Genomic DNA, 16,458 nt, shown 5'->3' on the forward strand with positions numbered 1-16,458 from the left:
GGACGGGTCTTCCGTCCGGCCCTCGCTCATGCAGTTGTCCCTGGGTGATGCTCAGGTGACGTCGTCGTAGCCGTTGACCCGCTCGGTGCTCGACTGTTCGGGCAGCGCCCGGTTCGCAGAGACCGTCTCCACCTCGCCGATGTCCTCGGGAGTGAGGTCAAGGTCGGAGGCCTCGTCGTCGGCGGGGCCCTCCTCCTCGCGGCGGCGCTTGCGCTTGTCGTTCATCAGGGAGAACCCGACCGCGCCGAAGTACAGCACCCAGATCGGTCCGGCGAGCGCCAGCATCGTCAGTGGGTCGGTGCTCGGTGTGGCCACGGCCGCGAAGACAGTGATCCCCATGATCATGCCCCGCCACCAGCTGAGCATGCGCTTACCCGTGAGTATGCCCGTCAGGTTCAGCATGACCAGCAGCAGGGGAAGCTCGAAGGAGAGCCCGAACACGAGCACCATGCGGACGATCAGATCGAGGAGATCGTCCAACGGAAGCTGGTTGTCCAGGTCAGCCGGCGAGAACCCGAGCAGGACCTTCGCCATCGTGGGCAGCGTCTCGTAGGCGAAGAACGCACCACCGAGGAACAGCGGGACACCGGTCGCCACGAAGGCCAGCGCGTACTTCTTCTCATGTCGGTGCAGTCCCGGAGCGACGAACGCCCACAGCTGGTAGAGCCAGACCGGGGATGCGAAGATCACGCCTGCCATCAGGGAAACCTTGAGGGCGAGTGTGAAGGGGGTGAGCAAACCGTTCAGCACAATGCGGGCGCAAGTGCCACTGCGGCGCTGCGCCAGCTCGGCCAGAGTGGACTTGCACCCCACCGAGTCCAGGATCGGGTTCGTGAAGAACTCGATGATGTTCTTGTAGAAGAAGGCGGCGAAGATCGTGACGACGACGATCGCCAGCATCGCCTTCGCGAGCCGGTTGCGGAGCTCACGAAGGTGATCCACGAGCGGCATTCGCCCCTCGGGATCCTTCTCCGTGTTGCGGGCAGACTTGAGCAACCCACGTCCTCATCTCGTGCGGCAGGCCGGGGGCGTCCGGCCCTGCGTCAGCGCTTGGTTGTGTCCGTCGGCTCGCTGACCGGGCGCGAGCTCGTCACGTCGCCGGGGGCGGCCTGGATGGTGCGCTGAGCCGGGGGCTGCTCGTCGTTGTTGGGCGGGCCGGCCGGGGTGGCCGTGCTGCTGCCCTCTTCCTTCATCGCCTTGGCCTCGCTCTTGAGAATGCGAGCGGACTTGCCGAGCGAGCGCGCCATGTCGGGAAGCTTCTTGGCGCCGAAAAGGAGAACGACGACGATAAGGATGAGAATGATCTCGGGGGCGCCGAGCCTTCCGAACATAAGTCTTTACCTTCTCACCGAGGCGGCTGGGGTGGGGTGCTGTCCGACTGGTCGGACATGTGTCCGATCAGCCGTGTCACAGCGATCGTAACGCTCAGGGGTAAACGTGAGGCAATCCCCGTGCGTACTCCCGGTCAGCGGTCCGGGCCTCGTTCTCCGGGCCGCGACCAGCAGCGTACCCGCCAGGGTGGCCCCGGTGACAGGTCGAAGTGACCCAAACCGCCTGGGCCGCACGACTCACATGCCTCGCACAGCAGTACTCAGCCTCACGCAGCAGCAATCAGAGGGAGTCCACGGCGCGGGCGGTGCTCACGGCCGCCCGCTCGAGGTCCTCGGCGGCCTTGTTGATACGGCTCGCGGAGTCCGTGACCTGGCGGCCGAGGCGCTGCGCCTCGACGAACACCCGCACGGCGAACACTCCGAGGACGGCGAGACCCAGAAAACCCACAGCTACCGCGAACATCGGCCAGAACATGACGTCGAGCCTAGACGGTCCGCAAGGTCCTGACCCCGCCGCCGGTCAGCAGCTCGACGATCCGCTCCCCCGCCGGCTTGCGGACCGAGGCGCCGCAGTCGGGGCAGGTGAAGGAGTAAAAAGTCGTGCGGCTGCTGGCGCCGATCGCGAGGCGCAGGGCCGCGGCGGCGAGCTCGAAGCTGCCGCGGCAGTCCGGGCAGCCGGCCCGGAAGGTCACCGGGGACACGCTTCTCATCCCGGCGAAGGCGGCCGCCACCGACATGCCCCCCGCACCAGACACCGACGACTCGCTCAAAGCCCCTGCTCCTCTTCCCTAGGTCGATCGCCTCCGGGGCCCCACGGCCGACGCCCCTTCCAGCTCACTCCCGCCTGCCGGACTACCCGTCGTGAACCGCGTGCTCTCCGTGCGGCGCCTGCGCCTCGACCCCGTCGTACGCCGCCAGCGCCTCACGGGCCGCCCGCCGGGCGCTGTCGGCCAGCTCGGGCGGCGAGACGATCCGGCCGTCCCGCCCGAGCCGCAGCGCCAGCCGCCGCAGCGACGCCGGATCCGGGGTCCGCAGGGTGATACGCAGCCCGCCGTCCGGAAGCTCATCCGCGCTGTCGTGCGGGTAGTACTCGGCGACCCAGCGGCCGCCCGGGCCGACCTCGACGACGACCTCCGGGTCCTCGGCGGCGGGCTGCACCAGCGCCTCCGACAGGTCCCGCAGCTCGATCTCGGGCGGTGCGGACGGCTCGTCCAGGATCCTGATCTCGGCGACCCGGTCGAGCCGGAAGGTGCGGCGCGCCTCGGAGCGCCGGCACCAGGCCTCCACGTACGTGTGCCCGACGCTGACGAGCCGGATCGGGTCGATCTCCCGCTCGGTGAGCTCGTCACGCGCGGGCGAGTAGTAGCGGATCCACAGGCGGCGGCGCTCCGAGATCGCCCGGTCGACGTCGGCGAAGACACCGCCCTCGGCCTCGAAGGTCACCGACAGCCGGGCGCTGGCGCCCGCCGCCTCACCGGCCGCGGCCTCCAGCTTGGCGTTGGCCCGCAACAGCGCCTGGCGGTCGCTCTCCCGCAGCCCGGGCAGGGTGGACACCGCGCGTGCGGCCACCAGCAGCGCTGTCGCCTCGTCGGCGGCCAGCCGCAGCGGTTCCGCTGTTTCCTCGCCGAGGGCAGCAGGGTTGCGCCACCAGATGCGCTCGCCGTCGGTGTCGATGTCGAGCAGGTCGCCACCGCGGAAGCTGGTGCCGCACATGGGCAGCACATCCAGGTCGGAGACCAGCTCGTCCTCACTGATGCCGAAGGCGCGCGCGACGTCCTCGACCCGGGCCCCGGGGCGCTCCTTCAGATACGTCACCAGGGAGAGCATCCGCCGGGTCTGGTCGATGGCGTTCACGGGCCTGACCGGTTTGCCTGCCACTGTCCTGCTCGCTCCCCCTCAGCCCTTGGCCACGGCACGCAGCCGGTCCACCACGTCCGCGCGCAGCTCGGCCGGCTCAAGCACCACCACGTCCGGCCCGAACTCCACCAGCCAGGCGTCCAGCCCATGCCCGTACGGAATCTCCAACTCGTCCCAGCCGTCGCCGAGTTCCCGCACCGCGGTGGCCTTCGCCCGAAGGGGGTAGCCCGCGCCCGAGCGCAGCCGGATCAGCGCGGAGCGGTCCGCGGTCTCCCCCGCCCAGCTCGCCACGGTCTCGCGGACGGTGACGACATCGGGAATCTCGGTCGTGAACTGCCCGCTGCGGCTGCGCACCTTGCCGGTGATCCGCGACAGCCGGAACACCCGCTCGGCGCCCCGGTCGCGGTCCCAGCCGGCCAGATACCAGTGGCCGCGCCAGCACTCCAGCGCCCACGGCTCCACATGCCGGGGCTCGGGGTGGGCGGCGGTGGCCTTGCGGTAGTCGAAGACGACCGGGCGGCGATCACGGCAGGCCAGCATCAGCGGCTCGAACGCGACCTCGTGCACAGGGATACGGGGCTCAAGCGCGCCGTGCGCCTCATACGGGTCGACGTCCTCGGGCATCCCTGCCGCGCGCAGCTTCTGCAGGGCGCCGCTGGCCGCACCCGCCAGCCGGGCCTGCTGCCACACCTTCGCGGCGAGACCGAGAGCGGCGGCCTCCTCGGCGTCGAGCGTGATGGGCGGCAGGCGGTTGCTGTCACGGCGGGCCAGATAGCCCACCTCGCCGTCGAGGTTCTCCACCGTCTCGATGACCAGGCCGAGTTCGCGCAGATCGTCCTTGTCCCGCTCGAACATCCGGCTGAAGGAGTCGTCACTGCCCGCCTCGAGGTAGGCCTCGATGGACTCACGAAGCTCGCGCTTGCTGAGCGGCCGCCGCGTCCCGAGCAGACACAGCGCCAGGTTCATCAGCCGCTCGGCCTTGGCAATGGCCATCGACGCCCTTCGCCTCCCTATGGTGCTTACGGACGATGACCGTACCGCCCCCAGGTGGCGTGGCAAAAGCCGAGGGCCCATGCCCGGACAGGCATGGGCCCCAGGTGATCGGGTCCGGTCGCGGCGACGATCAGACCGCGACGAGGTCGACCACGAAGATCAGCGTCTCGCCCGGCTTGATCGCCGGCGTCGGGCTCTGGTTGCCGTAGGCCAGGTGGGCGGGGATCGTCAGCTGACGACGGCCGCCGACCTTCATGCCCTGCACACCCAGGTCCCAGCCCTTGATGACACGGCCGCCACCGAGCGGGAAGCGGAACGGCGTCCCGCGGTTCCAGCTCGCGTCGAACTCCTCGCCGGTGCTGAAGGCGACGCCCACGTAGTGGACGGTGACGGTCTGGCCCGCCTGCGCCACAGCGCCGTCGCCCTCCCAGATGTCCTTGATCTCGAGGTCCGCCGGGGGCTCGCCGCCCGGGAAGTCGATCTCGGGCTTCTCGATGCTCACGTCTCTAGCTCCTGCTTGTCTTCGGAAAGGCAACACGCACAGTCTTACATCACCGAGCCGTTACATCTTGGCCAGGATGTCGACCGAGAAGACCAGCACGGAGTCCTTCTTGATGCCGCTGCCGGCCGGCGGCTTGTCGCCGTAGCCCAGCTTCGGCGGAATGACGATGAGGACCCGGCTGCCGACCTTCTTGCCGGTCAGGCCCTGTCCCCAGCCCTTGACGACCTGCTGCAGCCCGAACGACGTCAGCGCCTTGCGGCTGTACGTCGAGTCGAACTCCTTGCCCGAGTCCCAGAACACGCCCTTGTACTGCACGAGCACGCTGTCCTGTGCGCCGACCACGGGGCCGTCGCCCTCGATGATGTAGTTCGCCACCAGCTTGGTGGGCGCGGTCTTCTTGGGTACGTCGATGGAGGGCGCCGCGCCGTCGGTGTTGGTGCCGACCTTGGGCAGCGCCGCGTCCTTCTGCGGCACGTCCGTGCCCTTGGCGGAGCTCTTGGCGTTGAACGTGGCCTGCACGTCCACCACGAACACCAGCGTGTCGGTGCCCTTGATACCCGCCTGCGAGTTGCCCGACGTGCCGTACCCCCAGGTGGGCGGGACAGCCATCTGGACGCGGCTGCCGGTCTTCTTGCCCGTCAGGCCGTACCGCCAGCCGTCGATGATGCTGCCCTCGGCGAGCTGGATGATCAGGGGCGTCTTGCGGTCGTAGGAGTTGTCGAAGACCTTCGCCGTGTTCCAGATCTGGCCGAGGTAATGGGCCTGCACATAGTCGTTCTCCGCGACCGTCTGCCCGCCGCCCGCGATGAGCGTCCTGACCGCGAGATTCTTCGACGGCTGGCCGGTGCCCTTGGCGACGGTCGGCTTCTCACCGAACTTCGTGCCCGCCGTGATCGCCGGCAGCGGTCCGTCGACGATCTTCGGCGGCGGCGCGGCGGACGTGGCCGGTGCAGAGGGCGACGGACTCGCTTCGGCCTTGCTCGAGGCGGACTTGTCGTCACCGCATCCGGCGAGTGTGACCAGTCCTGCGGGTACGGCGATGAGAAGTGAGCGTCGGCGCACGGTAAAGGCCTCGTATCGGTCGATCTTGTGGATGGCGTGCGCGCAACTCTACGGCGTGAGAAGGGCGCCGTACGGGAAACGTACGGCGCCCGTGTTGCGTTCCGGCCTTTCACCGGAACGCGTTGTTCACATAGCTCACATTCCTGCGATCAGCTTCTCCACCCGGTCGTCCACGGAACGGAACGGGTCCTTGCACAACACCGTGCGCTGCGCCTGGTCGTTGAGCTTCAGATGGACCCAGTCGACCGTGAAGTCCCGGCGCTGTTCCTGGGCCCTGCGGATGAAGTCACCGCGCAGCCGGGCCCGAGTGGTCTGCGGCGGAACGGACTTGCCCTCGAAGATCTTCAAGTCGTTGCAGATCCGCGCCGCTTGACCCTTCCTCTCGAGCAGGTAGTACAGGCCACGACGACGGTGAATGTCGTGGTACGCGAGGTCTATCTGCGCGACCCTCGGATGCGACATGGTCATGTTGTGCTTGGCCCGGTACCGCTCGATGAGCTTGTACTTCATCACCCAGTCGATCTCGGTGCCGATCCGGTCGAGGTCCTCCGCCTCGATCGCGTCCAGCGTGCGGCCCCACAGCTCCAGGACCTGCTCGACGATGCCGGTGCGGATACCGCGACGCTCGCAGAAGTCCACGGCCTTCTCGTAGTACTCGCGCTGCACCTCGAGCGCGGACGCCTCGCGGCCGCTGGCCAGGCGCACCTTGCGCCGGCCCGTGATGTCGTGGCTGACCTCACGGATCGCCCGGATCGGGTTCTCCAGGGTCAGGTCCCGCATCACCGTGCCCGCCTCGATCATGCGCAGCACCAGGTCGGTCGCTCCGACCTTGAGCAGCATGGTCGTCTCGGACATGTTCGAGTCGCCCACGATGACGTGCAGGCGACGGTAGCGCTCGGCGTCCGCGTGCGGCTCGTCGCGGGTGTTGATGATGGGCCTGGAACGGGTCGTCGCCGAGGAGACGCCCTCCCAGATGTGCTCGGCCCGCTGACTGACGCAGTACACCGCGCCCCGCGGAGTCTGCAGCACCTTGCCGGCACCGCACAGAAGCTGCCTCGTGACGAGGAACGGGATGAGAATGTCCGCGAGCCGGGAGAACTCCCCGTGGCGTGCGACGAGATAGTTCTCGTGGCAGCCGTAGGAGTTGCCCGCCGAGTCGGTGTTGTTCTTGAAGAGGTAGACGTCGCCCGCGATTCCCTCCTCGTGCAGGCGTCGTTCGGCGTCCACCAGGAGTCCTTCGAGAATGCGCTCGCCCGCTTTGTCGTGGGTGACCAGCTCGGTCACGTTGTCACATTCCGGTGTCGCGTATTCCGGATGTGAGCCCACGTCGAGATAGAGGCGGGCGCCGTTTCGCAGAAAGACATTGCTGCTGCGGCCCCATGACACGACACGGCGGAAGAGGTACCGCGCCACCTCGTCGGGAGACAGGCGGCGCTGTCCCCTGAACGTACACGTGACGCCGTACTCGTTCTCCAGCCCGAAAATGCGGCGGTCCATGACTGAACATTACGCCCGATCCCCTGAGCTGAAACGGGGTTCGACGGCACGGTTTGGATCATTTTCCGATGAAGCCGCAACCACCGCACGCCCCGCGGGAGCTGCGAGGACCCGCCCGGTGGCCAGCAGAACCAGCAGCGACACGGCCCCAGCGACACCCGGCACGGCGAACCCCCACACCGCCCCGCCCCACTCGACGACCGGGCCCGCCAGGCCCGTTCCCACCGAGGAACCCACCGTGAACGTCGTCACAATCCACGAGAACGCCTCGGTGACCGTGCCACGCGGCGCATGCCGGTCGACGAGGACGAACGCACACGCCAGACACGGCGCAAGGAAGAGCCCCGCAACCGTCGCAAGCACCGTCATCACCACCGGACCCGGCATCAGAGTGAGCGGCAGATAACACACCGCCAGAAGCGCTACCAGCACCCGCAGTCGCCGCTCCGGCGCACCACTCCACTGCCGCGCTCCGTACGCCGTACCACCCACGAGCGCTCCGAGGCCGATCGCCGCCATCAGCCAGCCGTACACCGCATCCCCACCATGACCGTCCGCATACGCCACGGCCGCGACCGCAATGGAACCCAGCGCCATCCCCACCGCCAGGAACGCACCCAGCAGCACAAGCAGGCCCGGCGAGCGCAACGCACCCAGCCAGTGCGCCTCCCGCGGCGCCGAACGCCACGCGCGCGAGGGCGGTGAGACGACCACGGAGAGGGCGCCCAGCACTCCGACGACGTTGATGAGCACCAGCGCCGCCTGAGCCGACCACAACGACACGCACAGCGTCACCAGCAACGGGCCGACGGTGAACATGACTTCCTGGGCGACGGCATCCAACGCGTACGCCGTCTGCACCTGCCCCTCGCCGCGCAGCACCGAGGACCACAGCGCCCGCAGACCGCCCTCCAAGGGCGGAGTGAACAGCCCGGCGAGCGCCACGCACGTGTACGCGAGCACCGGCGGATCGATGCCGACGAAGGCGAACCCGGACATGGCAAGGGCAGAGCCGAGCGCGGCGGGCAGCTGAACACGCGGCTGCCCGTACAGATCCACCAGCCGCCCCAGCAACGGCTGCCCCACCGCGTTGGCGACCCCGTACACCGCCGCGAGCCCACCGGCCAGACTGTAGGTTCCGCCCTCCGCCCGCACGAACAGCACGACCGCGATCGCAGCGACCGCACACGGCAGCCGCCCCACCAGCGTGCCGGCGAGCAGACGCGCGGCGTGCCGGGTCCTGAGGATCTCCACGTATCCCGCAGCCATGTCCGCTCCCCTCACCCGGACCAACGCCGGAAGTTTTACGTATAACGTCCGCTCTCATACGTACCATGTGCGCTGTTCACCAGTCCAGACGACCGGAGTGAGCCGCAGGGCTGGAGCGCCCCGAGGCGAACGACCAGAAGACAAGGAGCAGGCCCACGGTGGCACCAGGCAGCACCCGCCCCACCAGCCGAGACGTCGCCCAGGCCGCCGGCGTCTCCCAGGCCGCGGTCTCCCTGGTACTCGGCGACAAATGGCGCGGCCGCGTCTCGGCCGCGACCGCCGAACGCGTACGAGAGGCCGCCCGCGACCTCGGCTACCGGCCCAACCTCGCCGCCCGCAACCTCCGCCTGGGCCGCACCCGCACCGTGCTCCTCGTCGTCCCGGCACTGACGACGGAATTCTTCGCCGGCGTGTACACAGGCGCCGCCCGCGTCGCCGCCGACCACGGCTTCGGCGTCGTCCTCTACCCCTCCCCCGAAGGCATCGGCCCCGCCCGCGACCCCTTCGCCTCCGCCCAGGCCGCCCTCGACGGCGTCATCGCCTCCTCCATGGCCGCCGACGCCCTCACCGCCATCCGCGGCGACCAACTCCCCCTGGTGATGCTCGACAGCGACCCGCAGGGCAGTCTGGGCGCGGCCACAGTGAACCTCGACATCACGGACGGAGTCCGCCAGGTCGCCGAACACCTGCTGGGCCTGGGCCATCGCCGCTTCCTGCACCTGGCGGCAGACGTGGCGTCCTGGACCTTCGAGGTGCGCGCGCGTGAACTGGCCGCACGAGTCGGCGCCGTCCCGGGCACATCACTACGGACGGCCCGCGCCCCGATCTCCATCGACGGCGCCCTGACCGCCGCCGAAGCAGCCCTGTCCGCCCCCGGACCACGACCCACCGCCCTGGTCTGCGACGACGACAAACTCGCCGCCGGCGCCTACAAGGCAGCCCGCCGCCTCGGCCTGCGCATCCCCGACGACATCTCAGTCACCGGCCTCGACGACCTCGCCCTCGCCACCGCCCTCGACCCCGAACTGACGACCGTACGCCTCGATGCCGAGCTCTTCGGCGAGCACGGCATGAAAGCCCTGCTGGCCGTCCTGGAGGGGCGTCTGCCCGAGGCGGGCGACATCCCCGTCGAACTGGTCGTACGGGGCTCCACGGCCCCGCCCAGCCCCTCCTGAACGCCCTGTGCCCCGGCCGCATCGACGACCGGGGCACACAAGGAGCGGGGTGGGGGTGAGGCGGACTACTCCTCGTCCGAGCCCTCCTCCGCGCTGCTCTCGGCCTCGGTGGACGCTCCGTCGACCTCCAGAAGCCGGGCCAGCTGGCGCCCCACGATCCGCTTGAACTTCCGGGCCTGCGGACGCGTACGGTCCAGCACCGCGACCTCCAGACGCTCGGCGGGGATCTCCCGCTGCGTACCGTTCGTATCGCGGGACAGAGCCTGCACGGCCAGCTTCAGCCCCTCCGCGAGGGACATACCCTCACGGTGCTGCTGATCGAGATAGGTACTGATCTGCTCAGAATTACCACCGACCGCGACCGAACCGTGCTCGTCCACGATCGACCCGTCATGCGGCAACCGATAGATCTGGTCACCCTCAGGCGTCTCGCCCACCTCGGCAACGACCAACTCCACCTCGTACGGCTTCTCGGCCGCACTGGAAAAGATCGTGCCCAGCGTCTGCGCATAGACGTTGGCGAGACCGCGAGCGGTCACGTCATCACGGTCATAGGTGTAACCACGAAGATCGGCATACCGCACACCGCCGATCCGCAGATTCTCGTACTCGTTGTACTTGCCGGCGGCCGCAAAACCGATCCGGTCATAGATCTCGCTGAACTTGTGCAGCGCACGGGACGGGTTCTCGCCGACGAAGACGATGCCGTCGGCATACTGCAACACGACCAGGCTGCGACCACGGGCGATGCCCTTGCGGGCGTACTCCGCCCGGTCGGCCATGGCCTGCTGGGGTGAGACATAGAACGGCGTCGACACCGGTTATCCGTCCCTTTCTGTCGAAGTCACGCGATCACCTTCGTAAGAGCCGGTCACCCGGCTACAGCAGAGCGGCCCGCGGACCGTCAGGCTGCTCCAGCCGCCGCGCCAGAATCGAGCGGGCGATCTCGGAGGACTCGTCCTCCGTCAGCCGACGGAAGCCGTCCTCGGTGATCACGGTCACGATCGGATAGATCCGGCGGGCGACATCGGGACCACCAGTCGCCGAGTCGTCGTCAGCCGCGTCATACAGAGCCTGCACCACGAGCGTCGTGGCCTCGGCCTCGGACAAGTCGTCACGGAAAAGCTTCTTCATGGCACCGCGCGCAAAGATCGAACCGGAGCCCGTGGCCGCATACCCATGCTCCTCGGAGCGGCCGCCCGTCACGTCATACGAGAAAATGCGCCCCTTCGCGCGGTCCACGTCGAAACCCGCGAAGAGGGGAACCACGGCCAAGCCCTGCATGGCCATGCCCAGGTTGGAACGAATCATGGTCGACAGCCGGTTCGCCTTGCCCTCCAACGAGAGCTGCGCCCCCTCGACCTTCTCGAAGTGCTCCAGCTCCAGCTGGAACAGCTTGACCATCTCCACAGCCAGACCGGCCGTACCCGCGATACCCACCGCCGAGTACTCATCGGCCGGGAACACCTTCTCGATGTCCCGCTGCGCGATGACGTTGCCCATGGTGGCGCGACGGTCACCGGCCAGCACGACACCACCCGGGAACGTGACACCCACGATGGTCGTCCCGTGCGGCGCCTCGATCACACCCTGCGTCGGGGGCAGCTGCCGGTTCCCCGGAAGCATCTCCGGCTGATGATCGGACAGGAAGTCCATGAAGGACGACGACCCAGGCGTCAGGAAGGCAGCTGGTAGACGCCCGGTGCTACGAGTGTTGGCTTCCACGTGGATCCTTCCAAGTAGGCAGCAACCCGACGGGCAGCGTCGGGATCGTCTCCCAATTTGCCGATGGCCGAATTGCCGTTGAAGCACAGTACGCCACGGACCCTACCCGTCGAATGGCAGTGATCCACATGCACAGCCGGAGCCTTCAGACAGATCACGCAGAGCCCCATCTGAGAGGCAACCATCTCGTCCCGTTCGGCTTCGGTCATCCCGTACTGACGCTTGAGATGTCCCGCACGGCCCTTGGCTGCCCGGCACGCCTTGCAACTCGTTGACAGGCCATCGGAGGCCGTCGCATTGCGATGCCACTCGCTGTGGGGCTTGACCTCCCCGCAGCTCCGGCAGAACTTGTGGCCCTCGGGTGTCTCCACTCGTGGCCGGACGTTTTTTCCCTTCGCCAGTTGCCGCTCCTGGTGGTAGGCCGCCCAGCACTCCCGGCAGTAGGCCTGCAACCCATCGCGGGCTGACTTGTTCCCAGCGAAGGCTGCCCGCGGCTTGGACGCCTTGCACCGCGAGCAGCGCTTCCCTCGTTCTTCGCTTGCCAAGCCCAGATACCCCCGCCACCTTCGATTCGAAGGTTACTGGCCGCCCTTCTGAACGAAACTCCGAACGAAGTCCTCCGCATTTTCCTCGAGGACGTCGTCAATCTCGTCCAGGACGGAGTCCACGTCATCGCTCAGCTTCTCCTGGCGCTCCTTGAGGTCTTCGGATGCCTGCGCCTCGGGCGCCTCCTCGACCTCCTCCGTGGAGCGCGTCGCCTTCTGCTGGCCGCCGCCGGTGTCCTTGGTCGCCATAACCCCTCACCCCGCTCGGTTCGACGTTCTTGATCAGACCCTACAAGCAGGGTCTGACATCGGCCCCGCAGTTGCTACAACGTACGGGGGCCATCTCGATGATTCCCGGACGTCGGGTTTTCCACCCTGCCGGGACGGGTCGGTCCCGTGTACTCCCTCAGCCGCCCGACAGCACCCTGACCAGGTCTTCCGCTGTGCGGCAGCGGTCGAGGAGTTCCTTGACGTGATTTCGCGTTCCGCGAAGCGGTTCGAGGGTTGGGACGCGTTGGAGGGAGTCCCGGCCCGGGAGGTCGAAGATCACGGAGTCCCAGGAGGCCGCGGCGACGTCGTCCGCGTACTGCTCCAGGCAGCGTCCGCGGAAGTAGGCGCGGGTGTCCTCCGGGGGCTTCGTACGGGCCCTCTCGACCTCGTTCTCGTCCAGGAGGCGCTTCATGCGGCCGCGGGCCGCGAGACGGTTGTAGAGGCCCTTTTCGGGGCGTACGTCGGCGTACTGGAGGTCGAGGAGGTGGAGCTTTGCGGCGTCCCAGTCGAGACCGTCGCGGCGCCGGTAGCCCTCCATGAGTTCGCGTTTGGCGACCCAGTCGAGTTCGCCGGCGAGGCTCATGGGGTCGTTCTCCAGGCGGTTGAGGGTGTCTTCCCAGCGGGCCAGGACGTCCTTGGTCTGGTCGTCGGCATCCGCGCCGAAGCGTTCTTCGACGTATTTGCGGGAGAGCTCGAAGTACTCCATCTGGAGCTGGACCGCGGTGAGTGTGCGGCCGCTGCGGAGGGTGACGAGGCGCTTGAGTGTGGGGTCGTGGGAGACCTGGTGGAGGGTGCGGACGGGCTGGTCCACGGCCAGGTCGACGGCGATGAAGCCGTCTTCGATCATCGACAGCACCAGGGCGGTGGTGCCCAGCTTGAGGTAGGTCGAGATCTCGGAGAGGTTCGCGTCGCCGATGATGACGTGCAGGCGGCGGTACTTCTCCGCGTCGGCGTGCGGCTCGTCGCGGGTGTTGATGATGGGGCGTTTGAGGGTGGTTTCGAGGCCGACCTCGACCTCGAAGTAGTCGGCGCGCTGGCTGAGCTGGAAGCCGTGTTCGTGGCCGTCCTGGCCGATGCCGACGCGGCCTGCTCCGGTGACGACCTGGCGGGAGACGAAGAAGGGCGTGAGGTGGCGCACGATGTCCGAGAAGGGGGTTTCCCGCTTCATCAGGTAGTTCTCGTGTGTGCCGTAGGAGGCGCCCTTGTTGTCGGTGTTGTTCTTGTAGAGGTGGATCGGCTGGGCGCCCGGCAGCGCGGCCGCACGCTCCGCGGCCTCCGCCATGATGCGTTCGCCGGCCTTGTCCCAGAGGACGGCGTCGCGGGGGTTGGTGACCTCGGGGGAGCTGTATTCGGGGTGTGCGTGGTCGACGTAGAGTCGTGCGCCGTTGGTGAGGATCACGTTGGCGAGGCCGATGTCCTCGTCGGTGAGCTGGCTGGCGTCGGCGGCCTCGCGGGCGAGGTCGAAGCCTCGCGCGTCGCGCAGCGGGTTCTCCTCCTCGAAGTCCCAGCGGGCCCGGCGGGCCCGGTGCATCGCCGCCGCGTAGGCGTTGACGATCTGGGACGAGGTGAGCATGGCATTGGCGTTGGGGTGGCCGGGGACGGAGATGCCGTACTCCGTCTCGATGCCCATTACTCGCCGTACGGTCATGCGGCCCTCCTTGCCCGGCGCTGCCCTCGGTCGGGGGCGGCGCTCAAGTACCGCTGGCGCTCCGGTGCGTGTGCGGTGCCCGTCCCCGCACTGCGCGACTCGGCGGTACCGAAGAGCCTAGAACGGCTTTGCGCTGGTGGGGAGATCATTTGCGTCATTGCCTTGCGCGCCTCTTGTTGCGGTCTTGGCCTGAAAAACAGTCGACTGCGGGTACCCGGTGAGGGCACCCGCAGCCGCCCTGTTTTTTACAGGTACTGACCGGTGTTCGCCACCGTGTCGATGGAGCGTCCGGTGTCGGCGCCCTGCTTTCCGGTGATGAGGGTGCGGATGTAGACGATCCGTTCGCCCTTCTTTCCGGAGATTCGGGCCCAGTCGTCCGGGTTGGTGGTGTTGGGCAGGTCTTCGTTCTCCTTGAACTCGTCCACGCAGGCCTGGAGGAGGTGGGAGACGCGGAGACCCTTTGCGTTGTGGTCGAGGAAGTCCTTGATCGCCATCTTCTTGGCGCGGCCGACGATGTTTTCGATCATGGCGCCGGAGTTGAAGTCCTTGAAGTAGAGGACTTCCTTGTCACCGTTGGCGTAGGTGACCTCCAGGAAGCGGTTCTCCTCGGATTCCGCGTACATGTGCTCGACGGCCGTCTGGATCATGCTCTCGACGGTGGTCGTCTTGTTGCCGCCGTGCTCGCCGACGTCGTCGGCGTGCAGGGGGAGGCGTTCGGTGAGGTACTTGCCGAAGATGTCCTTGGCGGCCTCGGCGTCGGGACGCTCGATTTTGATCTTCACGTCGAGACGGCCGGGGCGCAGGATGGCGGGGTCGATCATGTCCTCGCGGTTGGAGGCGCCGATGACGACCACGTTCTGCAGGCCTTCGACACCGTCGATCTCGGCGAGCAGCTGCGGGACGATCGTGTTCTCGACGTCCGAGCTGACACCGGAGCCTCGGGTGCGGAAGAGGGATTCCATCTCGTCGAAGAAGACGATGACGGGTGTGCCCTCGCTGGCCTTCTCCCTCGCACGCTGGAAGACGAGGCGGATCTGCCGCTCGGTCTCACCGACGTACTTGTTGAGGAGCTCGGGGCCCTTGATGTTGAGGAAGAAGCTCTTGCCGGCGGCCTGGCCGGTGACCTCGGCGACCTTCTTGGCCAGCGAGTTGGCGACGGCCTTGGCGATGAGTGTCTTTCCGCATCCGGGTGGCCCGTAGAGCAGGACGCCCTTGGGCGGGCGCAGTTCGTGCTCCTTGAACAGGTCCGGGTAGAGGTACGGCAGCTCGACCGCGTCGCGGATGGCTTCGATCTGGCCGCCGAGGCCGCCGATCTGCTCGTAGCCGATGTCGGGGACCTCTTCGAGGACGAGTTCCTCGACCTCGCTCTTGGGAACGATCTCGTAGACATAGCCGGAACGGGGTTCGAGCAGCAGGGCGTCACCGGGGCGGATGTTCACGTCCAGCAGTGGCTCGGCGAGCCGTACCACCCGCTCCTCATCGGTGTGCCCGAGCACCAGGGCGCGTTCGCCGTCCTCGAGGATCTCCTTGAGGGTGACGATGTCCCCGACGCGCTCGAACTCCATGGCCTCGACCACGTTGAGCGCTTCGTTGAGCATTACTTCCTGGCCGCGCCTCAGCTCTTCGAGGTCGACGCTGGGGCTGACGTTCACGCGGAGTTTGCGGCCTCCGGTGAAGATGTCGGCCGTGCCGTCCTCGTTCGCCGTGAGGAAGACTCCGAAGCCGGCCGGTGGCTGTGCGAGCCGGTCGACCTCTTCCTTGAGGGCCACGATCTGGTCGCGGGCCTCACGGAGCGTGTTGGCGAGTCGCTCGTTCTGGGCGGACACGCCGGCCAGGTTGGTCTGCAGCTCGACGATCCGCTCTTCGAGAATCCTCGTGTGTCGCGGAGAGTCGGCGAGCTTGCGTCGCAGGACGGCGATCTCCTGCTCAAGGTAGGCAATCTGCCCGGCCGGGTCGTCGGACCCTCGTCCCGGGCGGATGCCGCGGTTCATGTCGTCGTCGTGGGCTGCCACGGTCCTCACCTCCTCCAAGGGGAGCTGGACGCTTCCAGACCCTACCTGGGTGGGTGTCGATTGAAACCCCTAGATCACAAAGACTGTCGGGGTGTGTCCGATCTTCACCCTTGCGCTCTCCCTCACGCCAGGGGAATACCCACCGAACATGATTGGGAAGCCGCCGGAGGTAGGGTCGAAGTGTTCAACACCCGTCAGAGCTGGCCGGATTCCCGGTTGGGCTCGGCACCTTTACGGCAGGAGACATGAGCGTGCAGCAGGAGGCCGTGGTCGGCGGTGAGGCGCTGGAGGTCTGGATCGATCAGGACCTGTGTACCGGCGACGGGATCTGCGCCCAGTACGCGCCGGAGGTGTTCGAGCTGGACATCGACGGGCTGGCCTATGTGAAGGGTGCGGAGGACGAGTTGTTGCAGGCCAAGGGGGCTGCAACGCCCGTGCCGCTGCCGCTTCTCACGGATGTGGTGGATTCGGCGAAGGAGTGTCCGGGCGAGTGCATCCATGTGCGTCGCGTTTCGGACAGGGTCGAGGTCTACGGTCCGGACGCGGAGTGACCTGTCGGGTACTGCCTGTTA

At 67.6% G+C, this 16,458-nt stretch carries 18 protein-coding genes; 2 read left to right on the plus strand and 16 right to left on the minus strand.

Annotated features, from left to right (window positions below; genetic code table 11):
* Positions 1-51 precede the first annotated feature (51 nt).
* From tatC to IH68_RS0140050, 10 genes are all read right to left on the minus strand, one after another.
* The gene (gene tatC, locus IH68_RS0140005) at positions 52-996 is read right to left on the minus strand and encodes a twin-arginine translocase subunit TatC (RefSeq protein ID WP_030945947.1); all 945 of its coding nucleotides are present in this window, start codon (positions 994-996) and stop codon (positions 52-54) included.
* 47 nt (positions 997-1,043) lie between these two features.
* The gene (gene tatA / locus IH68_RS0140010; protein WP_030945949.1) at positions 1,044-1,331 is read right to left on the minus strand and encodes a Sec-independent protein translocase subunit TatA; all 288 of its coding nucleotides are present in this window, start codon (positions 1,329-1,331) and stop codon (positions 1,044-1,046) included.
* Between the two features lie 280 nt (positions 1,332-1,611).
* The gene (locus IH68_RS0140015; protein ID WP_030945951.1) at positions 1,612-1,806 is read right to left on the minus strand and encodes a hypothetical protein; all 195 of its coding nucleotides are present in this window, start codon (positions 1,804-1,806) and stop codon (positions 1,612-1,614) included.
* A 10-nt stretch (positions 1,807-1,816) separates the two neighbouring features.
* Complete coding sequence (locus IH68_RS0140020; RefSeq protein WP_030945953.1) at positions 1,817-2,101, minus strand: hypothetical protein; 285 nt, start codon at positions 2,099-2,101, stop codon at positions 1,817-1,819.
* A gap of 82 nt (positions 2,102-2,183) precedes the next feature.
* Positions 2,184-3,209 carry a helix-turn-helix transcriptional regulator gene (locus tag IH68_RS0140025; protein ID WP_030945957.1) on the minus strand — a complete coding sequence of 342 codons (1,026 nt, stop codon included), beginning with the start codon at positions 3,207-3,209 and terminating at the stop codon, positions 2,184-2,186.
* 18 nt (positions 3,210-3,227) lie between these two features.
* Entirely contained in the window at positions 3,228-4,181 is a 954-nt protein-coding gene (locus IH68_RS0140030; RefSeq protein WP_030945960.1) for a helix-turn-helix transcriptional regulator, read from the minus strand.
* Positions 4,182-4,311: 130 nt separating this feature from the next.
* Positions 4,312-4,683 (minus strand): FKBP-type peptidyl-prolyl cis-trans isomerase, encoded by a 372-nt coding sequence (locus IH68_RS0140035; protein WP_030945962.1) that lies wholly within the window; start codon positions 4,681-4,683, stop codon positions 4,312-4,314.
* Between the two features lie 60 nt (positions 4,684-4,743).
* Entirely contained in the window at positions 4,744-5,745 is a 1,002-nt protein-coding gene (locus IH68_RS0140040) for an FKBP-type peptidyl-prolyl cis-trans isomerase (protein ID WP_030945965.1), read from the minus strand.
* Between the two features lie 135 nt (positions 5,746-5,880).
* Entirely contained in the window at positions 5,881-7,242 is a 1,362-nt protein-coding gene (gene pafA, locus IH68_RS0140045) for a Pup--protein ligase (RefSeq protein ID WP_030945968.1), read from the minus strand.
* Between the two features lie 9 nt (positions 7,243-7,251).
* On the minus strand, positions 7,252-8,511 hold the full coding sequence (locus IH68_RS0140050) for an MFS transporter (protein ID WP_030945971.1): 1,260 nt from the start codon (positions 8,509-8,511) through the stop codon (positions 7,252-7,254).
* 158 nt (positions 8,512-8,669) lie between these two features.
* Here IH68_RS0140050 and IH68_RS0140055 point away from each other — a divergent pair, with 158 nt between their 5' ends.
* Positions 8,670-9,686: a LacI family DNA-binding transcriptional regulator gene (locus IH68_RS0140055; protein WP_030945973.1), complete on the plus strand. Its 1,017-nt coding sequence runs from the start codon at positions 8,670-8,672 to the stop codon at positions 9,684-9,686.
* Between the two features lie 65 nt (positions 9,687-9,751).
* On the opposite strand, the gene prcA is transcribed toward IH68_RS0140055, so the two are convergent.
* The 6 genes from prcA to arc all read right to left on the minus strand — a co-directional run bounded on the left by prcA (position 9,752) and on the right by arc (position 15,886).
* The gene (gene prcA, locus IH68_RS0140060; protein WP_030945975.1) at positions 9,752-10,504 is read right to left on the minus strand and encodes a proteasome subunit alpha; all 753 of its coding nucleotides are present in this window, start codon (positions 10,502-10,504) and stop codon (positions 9,752-9,754) included.
* 61 nt (positions 10,505-10,565) lie between these two features.
* Positions 10,566-11,411 (minus strand): proteasome subunit beta, encoded by an 846-nt coding sequence (prcB, locus tag IH68_RS0140065; RefSeq protein WP_030945979.1) that lies wholly within the window; start codon positions 11,409-11,411, stop codon positions 10,566-10,568.
* Positions 11,363-11,956 carry an endonuclease VII domain-containing protein gene (locus tag IH68_RS54200; RefSeq protein ID WP_030945983.1) on the minus strand — a complete coding sequence of 198 codons (594 nt, stop codon included), beginning with the start codon at positions 11,954-11,956 and terminating at the stop codon, positions 11,363-11,365. Before IH68_RS54200 ends, prcB begins: the two co-directional genes overlap by 49 nt.
* Positions 11,957-11,989: 33 nt before the next feature.
* Positions 11,990-12,205, minus strand: a complete 216-nt coding sequence (locus IH68_RS0140075; RefSeq protein WP_030606474.1) for a ubiquitin-like protein Pup — start codon at positions 12,203-12,205, stop codon at positions 11,990-11,992.
* A gap of 157 nt (positions 12,206-12,362) precedes the next feature.
* The gene (gene dop, locus IH68_RS0140080; RefSeq protein ID WP_420719031.1) at positions 12,363-13,874 is read right to left on the minus strand and encodes a depupylase/deamidase Dop; all 1,512 of its coding nucleotides are present in this window, start codon (positions 13,872-13,874) and stop codon (positions 12,363-12,365) included.
* A 245-nt stretch (positions 13,875-14,119) separates the two neighbouring features.
* The gene (gene arc, locus IH68_RS0140085; RefSeq protein WP_030945991.1) at positions 14,120-15,886 is read right to left on the minus strand and encodes a proteasome ATPase; all 1,767 of its coding nucleotides are present in this window, start codon (positions 15,884-15,886) and stop codon (positions 14,120-14,122) included.
* A 245-nt stretch (positions 15,887-16,131) separates the two neighbouring features.
* Here arc and IH68_RS0140090 point away from each other — a divergent pair, with 245 nt between their 5' ends.
* Entirely contained in the window at positions 16,132-16,437 is a 306-nt protein-coding gene (locus IH68_RS0140090) for a ferredoxin (protein WP_030945994.1), read from the plus strand.
* Positions 16,438-16,458: the final 21 nt, after the last annotated feature.

It is taken from the genome of Streptomyces sp. NRRL S-646 (genome assembly GCF_000720765.1).
GTDB lineage: Bacteria > Actinomycetota > Actinomycetes > Streptomycetales > Streptomycetaceae > Streptomyces.

Coding starts and splice junctions, on each gene's coding strand:
- tatA (WP_030945949.1), bottom strand. CDS start 1,331: ATGTTCGGAAGGCTCGGCGCCCCCGAGATCATTCTCATCCTTATCGTC.
- IH68_RS0140015 (WP_030945951.1), bottom strand. CDS start 1,806: ATGTTCTGGCCGATGTTCGCGGTAGCTGTGGGTTTTCTGGGTCTCGCC.
- IH68_RS0140030 (WP_030945960.1), bottom strand. CDS start 4,181: ATGGCCATTGCCAAGGCCGAGCGGCTGATGAACCTGGCGCTGTGTCTG.
- pafA (WP_030945968.1), bottom strand. CDS start 7,242: ATGGACCGCCGCATTTTCGGGCTGGAGAACGAGTACGGCGTCACGTGT.
- IH68_RS0140050 (WP_030945971.1), bottom strand. CDS start 8,511: ATGGCTGCGGGATACGTGGAGATCCTCAGGACCCGGCACGCCGCGCGT.
- IH68_RS0140075 (WP_030606474.1), bottom strand. CDS start 12,205: ATGGCGACCAAGGACACCGGCGGCGGCCAGCAGAAGGCGACGCGCTCC.
- dop (WP_420719031.1), bottom strand. CDS start 13,874: ATGACCGTACGGCGAGTAATGGGCATCGAGACGGAGTACGGCATCTCC.
- IH68_RS0140090 (WP_030945994.1), top strand. CDS start 16,132: ATGAGCGTGCAGCAGGAGGCCGTGGTCGGCGGTGAGGCGCTGGAGGTC.